Source organism: Novipirellula artificiosorum (genome assembly GCF_007860135.1).
Taxonomy (GTDB): domain Bacteria; phylum Planctomycetota; class Planctomycetia; order Pirellulales; family Pirellulaceae; genus Novipirellula_A; species Novipirellula_A artificiosorum.
The window spans coordinates 562,044-574,738 of sequence record NZ_SJPV01000003.1 but is presented as its reverse complement, the minus strand read 5'-3'; the positions used below and the strand labels follow the sequence as shown (position 1 = coordinate 574,738).

The following is a 12,695-nucleotide window of genomic DNA, read 5'->3' as shown; positions in this document are numbered from 1 at the left end:
GCAACTGCATCCGAAAAACAACTTTATGTTCCACCCTCAGGGTGTTTGGCAGAGCGAGTCGATACGCGGCGCGGAACCGCCTGAATGCCTCGACAAACCGTGCAAAGATTGGCGAGTTGATTTTGTGCAAGTCCGAGCAACGGCATGTTTTGACAAGCGAAGTCAAACGTGCCAATGCGATGCTCCGAATCATAGCCAACCAGTTCAACAAAGCCGCGGCCCTGAATGCATTGACCCTCCTCGGTTCCGCTGACCGCGACCGGGCCTTCCCAAAAGAGCACGTTCGTGGATCCGCGAGTGTCGATTTCGTGTTCTTGCAACAAAGGTTGAACCTGCAAAACCATTGCAAGGGATGGAAGTTCAATTCGCCATTTTGATGGATAAGTATTTCGAGTCGCAGGATTGGTCCATTGACTCTCGACGATGACGTTGCATCCACCGATTGGAATGAACTGAGCCTTGCCGCCCTGATCAATCAGCGACGCATAGTAAGGGGGGAGGTTTGATGGTTGACGGCTTCTCAAAACATAGATCAACAATTCTCGACCGTCGTCCAATTGCAAACAAAACCAATCCCATCCGCGTAGCGTTTGCGCCATCGTCACGGATCCATATTCGCGATCCATCCAACAAGTGCCTTGCACCGGAAGTTCCTTGTCATTCAGTTTCAAGAAACCGTGCGCGTCGATTTTAGAAAACGAAAAGTAGAAACACTCCTGTTCGGGGTGTTTGTGAAATCGTCCCTGATCGCCATGCAGACTCGCGGACTTCCGTATCGAAAGGTGCAAGTCCAAATGCATGTTCGTTGGACCGATTCGCAATCGTTGGGATGCACAATCCCCTTCAATGCTCCAGCGACCAAGGCGAACTTTGAACCGATCTCGCTCCGCGCGGCCATGCCACCAAAGCGATCGGCGATGGGTGAACCATGATTCGCCTGTTTGCAGATCCATCAAGCTAAAATGAGCACACCAATAATGCGTGCCGAATAGCCGCAAGGGCAACCAACGCCCGACGCGAACGGAATCGGTTCGCTGTCGGAAAAACGCGACGTGAAAGGTCAGCCGCCGATCCGAATCTGACAAGTGTCCGTTATAGTACCACCACTCCGAAGGGACATGCTCCTTGTAGCACAAATCACGAGGAAGCTGAACCGACACCTTCGGACTCGGAGCCATCGCATGTGGATCTTGTTGCATGGGGCGACCTCACTGCGAGTTTGAGTCTCGTGATACAAGCACCCTGATTCCTATTCAAATCGTCATCTGGCAACATGGGGTAACCCCTCAAGACGCGGGGCGCTGACCAGGCGACCGTTGGCCGCACTATACACGATGATCAACGTGTGCATCAGGTCCGTATTCGACGTGATGTAGGGAAGGATTCGTCAGTCGATTGATCTGTTGCCCTTCCAGCCTCATCCCTGTTTGAAGTGCGATTCTTGATGTCGAATTGGCACGCGTGTTGCAGCACCAATTTTTTGGATATTGACCCTGCCACTTTCGCTTGTGGCAGATCGGAAGGTTTGACTCGACACGATCCCGCTTATCAGAGGAGGCTTTCGACATGTTGAGTACACATTGGTATCCGATGCAAGAGATGAATCGACTTCGTAACGAGGTGGACCGTTTGTTCGGTCGTTATGGAAACGGGACGTCACGCCCGGCCGCAGTAGCAGCCTTTCCACTGTTGAACATGTGGGAAGACGATGATGTGCTGTGCGTCGAAGCGGAGCTTCCCGGTTTTAACCTGGATGACTTGGAAATCTACGTCACCGGTGGCAATCAGTTGTCCGTTTCAGGTGAGCGAAAGCAACTGGAAAGACAAGGTGGAGTTTGGCATCGCCAAGAACGCGGTTTTGGCAAATTTCAGCGAACGTTTGAACTGCCATGGAACGTCGATTGCGACAAGGTTTCCGCGACGTTTGAGCACGGCATTCTGTCGATAGCAATGCCCAAGAGCGCAGAGTCAAAACCACGGCGTATTGAAGTGAAGGCAAACTGATCGGATCAAGCCGGTCGGTTTCTGGTGGCAATCACTCACAGTTTACAAGGAGAACAAACCCATGACGACGACGATGAGCACGGCCGAAAAGCAATCGGCCGATGTCAGTAAATCTGAAACCACCTATCAGTCGACCTTCATTCCTCGATTTGATATCTGGGAGGGCGACGAGGAGTTGACGCTGTTCGGCGATCTTCCAGGCGTCGCGGTCGATGACCTTGATATTCGATTTGAGAATCGTGAACTTACTCTTCACGGCAAGGTCACGCCTCGATTCGGTGGCGAATACCTGTATAGTGAATATGGAATTGGGGATTTCCATCGTACCTTCGCAATTGGCGAAGCGATTGACGGCGAGAAGATCTACGCCGAAATCCACGGCGGTGTGCTGACCGTGCATCTGCCAAAGACGGAAAAGCTCAAGCCTCGAAAGATCGAGGTCAAGGCAAACTGAGCTTGCCTGGGAGTGATACAGGTCGCCTCGGTGATACCGCCGAGGCGACGTTGTCAGAGAGCATAAGCAGGGAAGGCCGGCTCCGCGTGCTGGCAGACCGCAGCGAGTTTGCCGCGATTACGATCCGGTGCCGAGAGATGAAGGAGTACGTCCCACCCGCGGCCCCGACGCTGGCATCGCTGGTCAGCGAGCGGCGGCTCCTTTTTTCTGGTTCCTGCTTGGGATTGTGCTGAAGATCCGCTAAAATGCTCGCTGCAATCAAACATCCTACCTGCTGTGGTTCCTCCTCAGCCCGAGTCCCCTCGCCCCCCACTCAAACCATTCTGATTGACATGAGCACTCAACGCCCGTCCAAATCTCGTCGCGATTTTGTCAAGTCTTCGGTTGGCGCCGCCGCTGCGTCAACGATTGTTCCTCGTGTGATGAGCGCCGCAGAGGGCAAGCCGCCCGCAAGCGAGCGATTGCGACTGGCATTCATCGGCGTGGGTGGCCGTGGTCGACACAACTTGACTTCGCTGGCAGGACTGGGATGCGAGGTGGTTGCACTGTGCGATGTTGATTCGATTCGGCCCGCACCCTGCAATGGGTCGAAGCAATGGGTCGAAGCGACGGCGTGACGGTAGGGGCGGGGCCCCATTCTGAGGAGCCCCGAGCGAGTGTTTGAGTATCTGCAAAGGCACTCCAAATCACCGATCCCGAGTGCCAAATTCTCGGTGGTTTTCACCCACTAATTCGTCCGAGGAGCCTAACTTAAAAACCGGACGACCTCTTCGGGCAGGGGTGGTTGGATACCTAAAACACTGCATGAGTTACGACTTGAAAACGGCACGACCCTGAGGGACAAGGAGCTGCACTTTCGGCAAAAACGATCATTATTCCCGCGGTCGCAGATTTCGATAGCGTCGAACAAGTCGCATCAAGAAGCGACACCCGCGCAGCAGACCATCAGGACCGTTTTGCCTCAATCGGGTTCAATGATTTGATAAATCGCCGCTCTTTTGCTGTTTGGCTGGACAGCGTCACGATTCTCTTCACACCGGCACGAATATCTTCATACAAGAAGAAAACGCGACGGCAAGACTGCTTGTTACTACTCGCTTAGATACTACCCGCTCGGTAGTTTCCGATCGCCTCGGTCGTGCTCAGATGCCGGTTGTAGAATCGCAAACGATGAAACTCAACGTCTTCGGGAATGGTGAATTCTGTTTCCCCGTTGACCTCGTTGAAGTACGGCGACAGACGAACGAAGCCATACGGTTTTTTGCCGCCGTCGAGCAACTCTCCGTCAACGACCAGGGACAAAACCTTGGATCCGGCGTCGACGTTCAAGACGACGTGACTGCGAACACCGGGTTTGATCACGCGGTTGCCGCTTTGGTGCACCACTTGGCCGGCGACATCATCGAGAATCACTTCAATTTGGCCGTCGGGTAGGACCGCGATCTCGATCCCCTGACCGCGGTGCAAACGGGCGCCATGCGCGGGTGGTGGTCTGTTCCGCAATCGCGAATCAAAAATCACTTGACGTTGGGTCAAGTCACCGGCAGTAAATGACAACTCAATCGCAAAACCGTCACCGGCCGAGATTTGGTTTAGCCAAGGGATTCCAACGCTTGCACCGGTGGCGAGTTTGTCGGGTCCATACGATTTGACCATTCCTTCCTCGGCGACTTCGCTTCGCAACGCCCGATTCCAAAGTGATTCTAGAAAGTCCGCGGGCACCTCGTGAATGCGGGCGATCTGCTTTTGCGTTTCGGAGATAAAATAGCGTCCGTCGTGTTCAAGCCAATCGGGATACGAAATGCCGTGGAAATATTTGGTGTCGTAAAGAAACACCTCGGGTTGCGACCAATGAATGGAGCCGTCCTTTTCGACGCCGCCACAGATCCAGGTCGGATTGCGGTTGCCGCGGACCACACCGCCATAGCTGGTCGTGCTGTTATTGTGGAAGAACAACGCGTACTTGCCGTTACGGAAGCGATAAACCTTGTTCAGGCATCGCGGTTGCTTGATGATTCGTCCACCGGGGTTGAATTCGAGTGGTTTCGTTTCCCAAGTCTTCCCACCATCGCGGCTGTAGGCTTGACCGGCGTATCCGGCTACGGTTCGAAAGGTCAAAAACAGCGATCCATCACGGAGCGGAACGACATTGTGCTCGTCGGCGACCTCGCCGCCGGGAATCCCGTCCAGTGCTGGTGCGGCGATCCCCATGTCGCCTTCGGGCAAGGTTTCCCAAATGATTTCTTTCGGGTCCGTCTCGGTCATCAAGTTCGGGCTCTTCAGCACGCATCCTTCGGAAGTGTGCATGAACCCTTTACCAAAATTGCCGACCTTGCCCATGCCCATGAACAAGTCGTTGCCGATCGTGATCGGTTTCGAAATACTCCAAAAGAATTGTCGCTCGCCACCATAGATGTTGTTCTCGTCGATCTTGAAATTCCGCATGGGGACCTCATATCGCTCACTCGACCAAGTACGACCGCCATCGTCGGAGTACTTCATCATCAATTTTCCCATGGTGTCGACACGGTCAATCAACTTGCCCGTGTAGTCCTTGACCTGACGCAAATCATCGAAGTTATAGGTGTAGATCGCGTAAATACGTCCCGATTGGCTGATCACAGGAACCACCCACGATGCCTCCGGCCCGTCAGCCGGTTCGATGTCGGCCAGCGGCGACCAAGTTCGACCGTTGTCCGTGCTGATCGTTGAAACGATGTGTTGCCCCCGCTCTCCTTCGTCTCCCGCGCCGGTTGTCATGACGCAGACCCAATCACCCTCTTGGTTGACGACCAAGTAAGGCTGGTCGCAATAGCCTTCGTCGGGAATCACCGCGACCGCGTTGGCCAAGTTGCGCCAGTCGGTTTCTTGAAACTTGTTCTCGACATCCACCGCGTGGCTAGCAGTGATCGGCCAAGTGATGAAGAACAGTGTCAGCGAAAGCAGGCTGCGGAACATGCAAACCCTTTGGGGGTGAGGGAGATGACCTTGGCGGGCAGCAGGGCAAACGCCGCTGTTGAAGTGGCGGGGGGAAAGAGCACATTAAAGCTGCTTCGTTTTGACATGTCAAATCGCATGTCTCCTCATGCCATTTCCACTTTCGTTCCGAGTTTGCGCCTTGAATCGACAAGTGCCACTTCGAGCTCTTATTCTATCGCTGTTGTTAGGGCCGATGCCCCCTTGTCGATGTCGCCGCCGAAAAGGTCATGCTGTCGGATGTGACGGGATTCGGAGGTTCGCTTCGTCGATCGCTTGAATCTTCGCCTTGGCGTTGATCAGGTAGTCCTTGAAGTCGGGTAACGTATCCGCCAGCTCCGTCTCAAGAAACGCATCTACGGCCAGCTTCGCATTCCACTCGCCCCAGAGCATCGACCCGAGTGCGAGCACGTTGGCGTCGTTGATCGCACGACACATCTTGGCCGAATGGATCGTCTCGACCACGGACGCGGTGATTCCCGCGAATTTGTTGGCGATGATTGACATCCCCATGCCGGTTCCGCAAAAGAGGATCGCCCGATCAGCCTGTCCGGCCTGCAGCAACTTGCACGCGGTTTGAGCGCAATCAAAGTAGTCGACGTTCGTCTCCCGCGTTGAGCCGACATCGACCACATCATGCCCCTTCTCTTTTACGTGGGCGAGGATCGCGTCCTTGAGATTCAAGGCGATCGGATCCGCAGCGAGTACGAGTTTCATCGTGTTCTCTTTATGCGATGTGTAACTTGCGACCCACGATGACGAACTCTCGTCGCGGATCAATCCTGCCACTTTGGCCGCTTGTCAGTTGCGATAGGAAGCTTCAGCCAGCCAGACCGGGAAGTCATTCGTCAACCCACACGTGCTGACGTCGATCTCCTTAGCATCGCGTGAACAACAAGTGACGACTTTGGTAGTGGACGAGGCCACGAGTCCCGTGTTGCAGGACTCGTGGCCTCGTCCACTACGTTGTTATGGATCCCGCGATGCTTAAAGCCAACTCGATGGGCTCCCGCGTTCGGTTTTAGACGAAAGTCGCCGTTTTGCCAATCCATGAAACCCGGATCGACGGAAAGACTATTTTTGTCGGAGCCCTTCGAACGGACCTCGGCAAAGAACGCATTGGCCCAACTTGGGTCCTTAGTATTCCAATAAGCATTGTAGTCGGATTGGCATTCCCAAAGCCAGCCGCCCCACGTAGCTAAGCGATCCTTGGTACGCCGAGTGCCATGGTGGAGGATCGCCCGGTTTATCGGAGCGTGGGATCAAGAAAACTCTTCGCGTGCGACGATCCACGCACCAATCGCCGGGTAGGCTGAGGTCGGCAAACGTGTTCTCGATGAATGCACTCCCGTTTGGGAACTGCCCAAAGCTTGGTGGGTTCATGGCGTATGTCGCCGGGACTGCCGTTTTTAAAGTCCTTGCCTTCGCGTCATGACCGGAAATCGGCAGGATATTCTGTGACCAGGGTTTGTCGGGCACGATATTGAGCTCTGCATTTCCGACGTCCAAGCTCGCAGCAACTGCGTCTGGCGAGTAGCCTGTCGAAAAGAGCGGCAAAGATTGGATCAAGGCAGCTGCGACTTCAGCCCAACGGTGTTGACCGCAATCACCTTGTAAACGTGATTCTGGCCCGCTACCCAAGTCGTGTCTGTGAATCGCATCGGAACGAGTGGTTGCAAAGGCGTATCACTGTACTGAAGGCCTTGAAAGAGGGGACGGCCAAACGGATTTTTCGATTGACTGGGAACGGTCGTGAGTTCCTTGCCATCGCGAAGGATGATAAAGTGCGCGATGCCACTTTCGAGATCGGCTTCGGCAACCCAAGTGATTTCACCGTCGGTCGCCCGAACGTTTTTTGGCGCTGGTGGCGGAGACGTGTCCGTTACCGCAGTGTCTTTCGTGTATTGCATCCACGCTTTGGCAAATGATTCGTTTGGCAACCAAACAGCCTGGCTCTTGTTGCCGGTATAATCCGTCTCGGGTGATGCCACGGTGCCCAGCAATGGTGCGAGCCATACATTGTCAGCAGGCATGACTCGCAGCGTTTGGGTGTTGCTACCTGACAATCGTGCGGCCAGACACGTGTCGAACCAGGGAATGGCAAGGTAGCGTTGGTTGCCACACTCGTGACTGGTTAGCGGATCAACAGCGATTCCGATCGGTGCGTCTTGACCACGCAAGGCGACAAACAGTGTTTCCATCCGAGGCCAGACCCCGGCGAAGCGGCCTTCTTTCACGGTGACACCTTCCTTCGTGCCTGGATTCAACATCATTGGCACTTCGAGACGCTCGTCGGGGACTTCGACCGTGTTGGCCGATGGATGTTCGCCGCGAGGTTCCAATAGCGGAACCCCCGAACGCAACCACGCCGCCGCAACGCGATCGGGATACAGAAGCGTCATCGTTCCGGCCCAAACGCCGCCGCCACTGTGGCCCCACAACGCCCAAGGCACTTCGGCGAGTTCAGGATGACCCGACGCTTCGCCGAGATCGGAAAGTGACTTCTGAAACGCAGCATCAGAGCCGTTGCGTGGGTCGCACCAAAGCTGGCAATCGGCCTCCTCCGGTTGCTCATACGACGCGGCCAGCAACGCGCAGTCATGTTTCTTTGCTAACGCCTGCCAATGCAGATCAAACGCACCTGTCAGCCCTGACTTGCAAGACCCTACGCCACAACCGTGCTGGTGAACGACCACACCACGTAGTGTTTCAACATGGGGTGGGACCCAGACGGTGTAACGGACTGGAAAGAGAAGTCTACCTGGTTCACGCGATCCCTGATAACGTACGCTGTAGTAGGGCGGTTCAATTTTGGGAAGAACGTCATTCTTCTCGATCAGCTGGATCGCTGCGTCCGCCAGTCGCTTGCCAAACGTGACATATCCTTCGGCAGAGTAGTGGAGGTCATCCTTGATTTCTTTTCCGCGCCGATTTCTTCCATCGTTCAGATCATCCGTATCGACCCAAGCACCGCGACGACTGGAGTTAGCCAGATCAACGAGTACCGTTCGCATTTTCCGCCAATCTGGATAGTCCTCATTTTCAAGTCCGAAATCACTGAGTCGACCGATGACAAAATTGATCTCATTCCTTCCCAAATCGGCGCGGAGCTGATCGAGCAGACCATTGAAGCTGGCGGCATACACATCACCGTGCTGTTCCCTCGCGTCCTTTTCTCCCTGCATCCAAAGAAACGTCACCGAAGCAATTTCCTCGTCTTTGATCGCCTCGTTCACTTTGGCCATCAACTGGTCGTAAAGATCGCCAATCTGCTTCGGGTTGTCACCTTCGCCAAGCTGCCATGCTTTGTGCCAACGCCGAATCGGCTGGCCGCCCAACGCGTCCTTGACAACGATGACGTTTTCTATGCCAAACCATTCCTCCACCATCGGAGTGAAGGACTCCTCTGGCTTCAATCCCTGCATGTTCGATTGGCCGGAAAGAACAAAAAGATGCGTCCCGTCGGCATAGATCGAACCGACGGTCAGCAGCAGAAGACCCATTGTGAAAAGGACGCGGTGCTTGGTGAGTGGCGAGTGGTTCATGTTGGACTTAGAGGGTGGGAGGTGGGTGTGGCAATTTCACAGAACGCATGAGTTGCCGCGAATGTCGATCATCACCCCATCGCAACCCCGACACCCCGGCTGCGGTGACGTCGTGGGTTTCGGCTAGGTGACTGGACAACGCCACTATGGAGCGGACACGTTGCAAATACAAGCACGAAGATAACAGTGGCGCTGTCCAACGAGTGGACCGTCAGTATCAAATTTCAGGGTCGTGGATTTCGCCAGAAATCCATAACTCAAATGTGCTTAGGGACTTCTGGCGAAGTCCACTACATCCAAACTCGCAGTTTTAACCTTGACGGTCCACGAGGCTGTTCCGAAATGAACTCGAATTCTCTCGCTCACCATTCTCTCGCAAACGAGTGGGACGATCAAGTTGACGACCGAAAAACAAGCGGCGGGGAAGCATCCAGGACTTGGCACACTTATCATGCGACCTACAAAGACTTCAAATAGGCGATCGTCTTGGGTACTTGAATGTTGATACTGGGGCTTTCATCTTCGATGTAGTAGTGCTCAACTCCTGCCTTCTTGGCTGCGGCTAATACACCGGGAATGTCGATTTGACCATCGCCAAGTGCGACATCGTTTTCGACGTCGGTATGGCCCGACATGTCGCCGACTATGCCCTGTCTGAGATCCTTCAAGTGCAGCAACTTGATCCTTGGGCCATACTTTTGAAGAATTGCGACTGGATCGGCACCGGGAAACTTGACCCACAAGATATCGAGTTCAATGAACACGTCTCGTGGATCGGTGTTTGCCATCAATACATCGAACAACGTACCTTCACCGTGCGTCACAAACTCGTAGCCGTGATTGTGGTAACAGAACGTCAAGCCAAATTCCGTTCGCAGACGCCGTCCGATTTCGTTGAATTCGCGAGCCGTTTGTTCGGCAAGTTCCAAGGTGAACGGCTGACGGTTGGGAATCCAAGCAACTCTTACAAAGGAAGCACCGAGCGTTTTGGCATGATTGGCGACCTCTTCGGTTTTTGTTTGAACATCCACGTAGCTGACACCCAGCGTGGAACACTTCATCTCCCGTTCGTCCAACAACGTGCGAATTTCCGCCGCCGTTTTACCGAACAGGTTTGAGAATTCCATGTCCGTAATACCCAACGCCGCAATCGTATCGAGCGTTCCTTCAAAGTCCTTCTCGAACTCATTACGATACGTATAGGAAACCATTCCAGGTGCCTGCGGAAACAGCGGCTCGGCAGCCAGCATCGTGGTGGCAGAGAGAATACAAAGAGATGACAGTAAGGAGGCAAGTATTGTTTTCATATTTCAGCCTGTTTAAGTAAGAGTTAGTCAATCGACCTACGAGAGCCGATTGTTAAAGTCGAGCAGGACGTGAGGATAGTAGCTGGTGGCCATGACACAGAAAGGCCGCTCGTTGTCTTTGTTTTCGTTGGCGAAATACTCCTCGAGCTGATCCAGTGGCATCGCCGGGTTGGTGTACATCGTAGGGTCACCGGTAGGTTCATCCGAATGCATGGCGAAACGGTCGGCGACGCGGACTTCTCGTTGCCATAGCAACCGTAGTATTCCTTATTGAGATCGTCGGCGACGAAGATCAAGAAGTTGACCTTTTCGCTGGCATCCTCCGCCGCCGCAGAGGAATGAGAAACGCAGGGGAAGATAGAAAATACTGCAGCAAACGCGAGCGTCTTTCGAGTGAGTGTTTGCATAGTGGGTTTTGAGTTTCTGGCTTTGGAACGTTCAGCTCTTAAAGGTAGCGAAACTCGTGGCGGAGTGCATCGAGTCCGCAGGGTCAAGCGGCAATCATTGCAGCAGGGCGGCAGCAATTTCTGCGACATAGGGAACCGCCTGTCGCTGAACACTCTTCAGACGCGACGCCTCGAACGACGAAAGACCATGTCCGTCAATGTGCTCCAGATCGTTGCTCAATTGATTCCAAGCCTCGACCAGATCTTCGGCTTCGTCTTGCAGTTTCCCAAGAAATCGCTGATCGTTCAGACGGCCACGCGTGTCCAACGCCTCGTGCAATCTCTTGCTGTGCAGGTAGAGATCGCTGGCGGCGCCACGAAGTGAATCACGATACGAACTCGGCCTGATACTTTTTTGATATCGATTCAGCTGTTCGTCCAAGTACTCGGCAGTTCCTTCCAACGCTGCGGCCGCTTGCACCAAGTTACCTAAGCTGCTGGTGGGAGCGTGAATTCCTTCGATGCCAAAGTCACTTCGAAGTTGCTGGCACGCGCGGTCAATCTCCGCAATCGTTCCACGGTTCAGCGAGGGGATCTGCTGCAGACTTTCGGAGAGCGAACCCCAGCTTTGATCGATCTGAGCAAACACATCACGCATCTGGTTGCGATCCCCACGCTTCTCGCAAAGGGTGTGAAACCGTTCCGATTGATGGTACAGGTCACGAGTCGATTCCAACACTCGCAATTGCTCTTCTGGTTTCAGTCGCACCAAAGATCGAAAATCTAGTTGCTCAAGGACACTTTCCATACTTTGGTGTAAGCGATGACCGGAAGCCAAGAGGTCGTCCTGTGAAATCGGAGGCTGTATCCGCAGCAAGTGATAAGTTTCTTCACCGCATTCACTGATTCGATCGAGTCGACGCGCGAGGTGAGGATTATTCTGTGCGTAAACGCGGCCACTAAAGGAACGCCATTGCCCCACCATCTCGGTGAACCGATCAACGATTTCGTCATAGCTCGATTGGTCGACACGGCCAGCTTCGTTGACCAATTGTTGACGCAACAATCGCAAGTCGTGTGTCAGTTGCCGGCATTCGTGCTGAGAGACGACCGCGATCTGCAAATCGTCCTCTAACGCTTGCATGTAGGTGCAAGCCTTTAGCATCACGTCGTGCAATGCATGGCGATCGTATTGCGGCTGAATGTTGAGCTGAGCTCCCATCAAGCCGCAGAGTTCATCACATTGCTCAATGGCGGCGGTACATTGATGGCTCAGGCCGCTGATTCGTTGTAGGTTGAAAGAGAATTGGCGATAGCGAGTGTCAAGTTCACGATAGGGATCGACGATTGGCGTGAGCGACGAAAGTCCGTCACAACGTTCCAGGAGCGCGTTTCCGTCGGCCGCGATCGCATACGCTTCGGACAACAAACCGCGGATTTCCGGGTGAGCCGCTGCTTCGGATCTTAACTCAGAAACCAATGGCGAGAATCGCTGATTGAACCTCACCAAGTTCTCTGCGTATTGGGCCGCTTCACGCGAACGGACATTGATTGACAACTGTTTGCGATCAACGGGCGGCCTGATGTTGGTGCCGGGGCCGCTGAAAGCTGGCGTGGTACCGAATCCTGATGGCAATTGAACTCGATACGGATCTTTGGCTGGCGTGGGCGTCTGCCCATCGGCTCGTTTCTCGGCTTCCATTCGCTTGATTCTCTCGCGTTCCAGCTGAGTCTCGGCCAATGTACGGAACAAGCCTTCGATCAATTGACCGCGTTGGGCCGAAGCCGACTTGCTGGGGAAAATCAGCGCAAAGCAGACGATTGCGATCGCAAGGCGACTCAAACTTGACATGTCAGTCTCGGCCGTGAGGGAAGATGGGTAGCGAACCAATACAATAAGTATACCAATGGAACGACGCGAGAACGAACTGCGTCGAATGCTCGATTTAGGAAACAGCTCTGGATCAATAAGGCAAAGGCTAAAGCAACATAGCTTCGCATGATGTTGCTGATCATCTTGAAG

The 12,695-nt window shown here is 54.0% G+C and carries 10 protein-coding genes; 3 read left to right on the top strand and 7 right to left on the bottom strand.

The window, feature by feature from the left end; translation table 11 throughout:
* Window positions 1-23: 23 nt before the first annotated feature.
* Window positions 24-1,199 carry a lipocalin family protein gene (locus Poly41_RS11955; RefSeq protein WP_146526387.1) on the bottom strand — a complete coding sequence of 392 codons (1,176 nt, stop codon included), beginning with the start codon at window positions 1,197-1,199 and terminating at the stop codon, window positions 24-26.
* Window positions 1,200-1,566: 367 nt separating this feature from the next.
* On the opposite strand from Poly41_RS11955, the gene Poly41_RS11950 reads away from it, so the two are divergent.
* The 3 genes from Poly41_RS11950 to Poly41_RS11940 all read left to right on the top strand — a co-directional run bounded on the left by Poly41_RS11950 (window position 1,567) and on the right by Poly41_RS11940 (window position 3,075).
* Complete coding sequence (locus Poly41_RS11950) at window positions 1,567-2,004, top strand: Hsp20/alpha crystallin family protein (RefSeq protein ID WP_146526386.1); 438 nt, start codon at window positions 1,567-1,569, stop codon at window positions 2,002-2,004.
* Between the two features lie 61 nt (window positions 2,005-2,065).
* Window positions 2,066-2,458, top strand: coding sequence for an Hsp20/alpha crystallin family protein (locus Poly41_RS11945; protein ID WP_146526385.1), 393 nt, complete (start codon window positions 2,066-2,068; stop codon window positions 2,456-2,458).
* 332 nt (window positions 2,459-2,790) lie between these two features.
* Window positions 2,791-3,075 carry a hypothetical protein gene (locus Poly41_RS11940; protein WP_146526384.1) on the top strand — a complete coding sequence of 95 codons (285 nt, stop codon included), beginning with the start codon at window positions 2,791-2,793 and terminating at the stop codon, window positions 3,073-3,075.
* A gap of 481 nt (window positions 3,076-3,556) precedes the next feature.
* On the opposite strand, the gene Poly41_RS11935 is transcribed toward Poly41_RS11940, so the two are convergent.
* The 6 genes from Poly41_RS11935 to Poly41_RS11910 form a co-directional block, all read right to left on the bottom strand.
* Entirely contained in the window at window positions 3,557-5,416 is a 1,860-nt protein-coding gene (locus Poly41_RS11935) for a sialidase family protein (RefSeq protein ID WP_146526383.1), read from the bottom strand.
* A 246-nt stretch (window positions 5,417-5,662) separates the two neighbouring features.
* A complete protein-coding gene (locus Poly41_RS11930; RefSeq protein WP_146526382.1) occupies window positions 5,663-6,151 on the bottom strand; it encodes an RpiB/LacA/LacB family sugar-phosphate isomerase in 489 nt (162 codons plus the stop codon).
* Between the two features lie 848 nt (window positions 6,152-6,999).
* Window positions 7,000-8,979: a sialate O-acetylesterase gene (locus Poly41_RS11925; RefSeq protein ID WP_146526381.1), complete on the bottom strand. Its 1,980-nt coding sequence runs from the start codon at window positions 8,977-8,979 to the stop codon at window positions 7,000-7,002.
* A 458-nt stretch (window positions 8,980-9,437) separates the two neighbouring features.
* A complete protein-coding gene (locus Poly41_RS11920) occupies window positions 9,438-10,286 on the bottom strand; it encodes a sugar phosphate isomerase/epimerase family protein (RefSeq protein WP_146526380.1) in 849 nt (282 codons plus the stop codon).
* 36 nt (window positions 10,287-10,322) lie between these two features.
* On the bottom strand, window positions 10,323-10,541 hold the full coding sequence (locus Poly41_RS11915) for a hypothetical protein (RefSeq protein WP_146526379.1): 219 nt from the start codon (window positions 10,539-10,541) through the stop codon (window positions 10,323-10,325).
* A gap of 246 nt (window positions 10,542-10,787) precedes the next feature.
* Window positions 10,788-12,524: a hypothetical protein gene (locus Poly41_RS11910; protein ID WP_146526378.1), complete on the bottom strand. Its 1,737-nt coding sequence runs from the start codon at window positions 12,522-12,524 to the stop codon at window positions 10,788-10,790.
* Window positions 12,525-12,695 lie beyond the last annotated feature (171 nt).

Coding starts and splice junctions, on each gene's coding strand:
- Poly41_RS11955 (WP_146526387.1), bottom strand. CDS start 1,199: ATGCAACAAGATCCACATGCGATGGCTCCGAGTCCGAAGGTGTCGGTT.
- Poly41_RS11950 (WP_146526386.1), top strand. CDS start 1,567: ATGTTGAGTACACATTGGTATCCGATGCAAGAGATGAATCGACTTCGT.
- Poly41_RS11945 (WP_146526385.1), top strand. CDS start 2,066: ATGACGACGACGATGAGCACGGCCGAAAAGCAATCGGCCGATGTCAGT.
- Poly41_RS11940 (WP_146526384.1), top strand. CDS start 2,791: ATGAGCACTCAACGCCCGTCCAAATCTCGTCGCGATTTTGTCAAGTCT.
- Poly41_RS11935 (WP_146526383.1), bottom strand. CDS start 5,416: ATGTTCCGCAGCCTGCTTTCGCTGACACTGTTCTTCATCACTTGGCCG.
- Poly41_RS11930 (WP_146526382.1), bottom strand. CDS start 6,151: ATGAAACTCGTACTCGCTGCGGATCCGATCGCCTTGAATCTCAAGGAC.
- Poly41_RS11925 (WP_146526381.1), bottom strand. CDS start 8,979: ATGAACCACTCGCCACTCACCAAGCACCGCGTCCTTTTCACAATGGGT.
- Poly41_RS11920 (WP_146526380.1), bottom strand. CDS start 10,286: ATGAAAACAATACTTGCCTCCTTACTGTCATCTCTTTGTATTCTCTCT.
- Poly41_RS11910 (WP_146526378.1), bottom strand. CDS start 12,524: ATGTCAAGTTTGAGTCGCCTTGCGATCGCAATCGTCTGCTTTGCGCTG.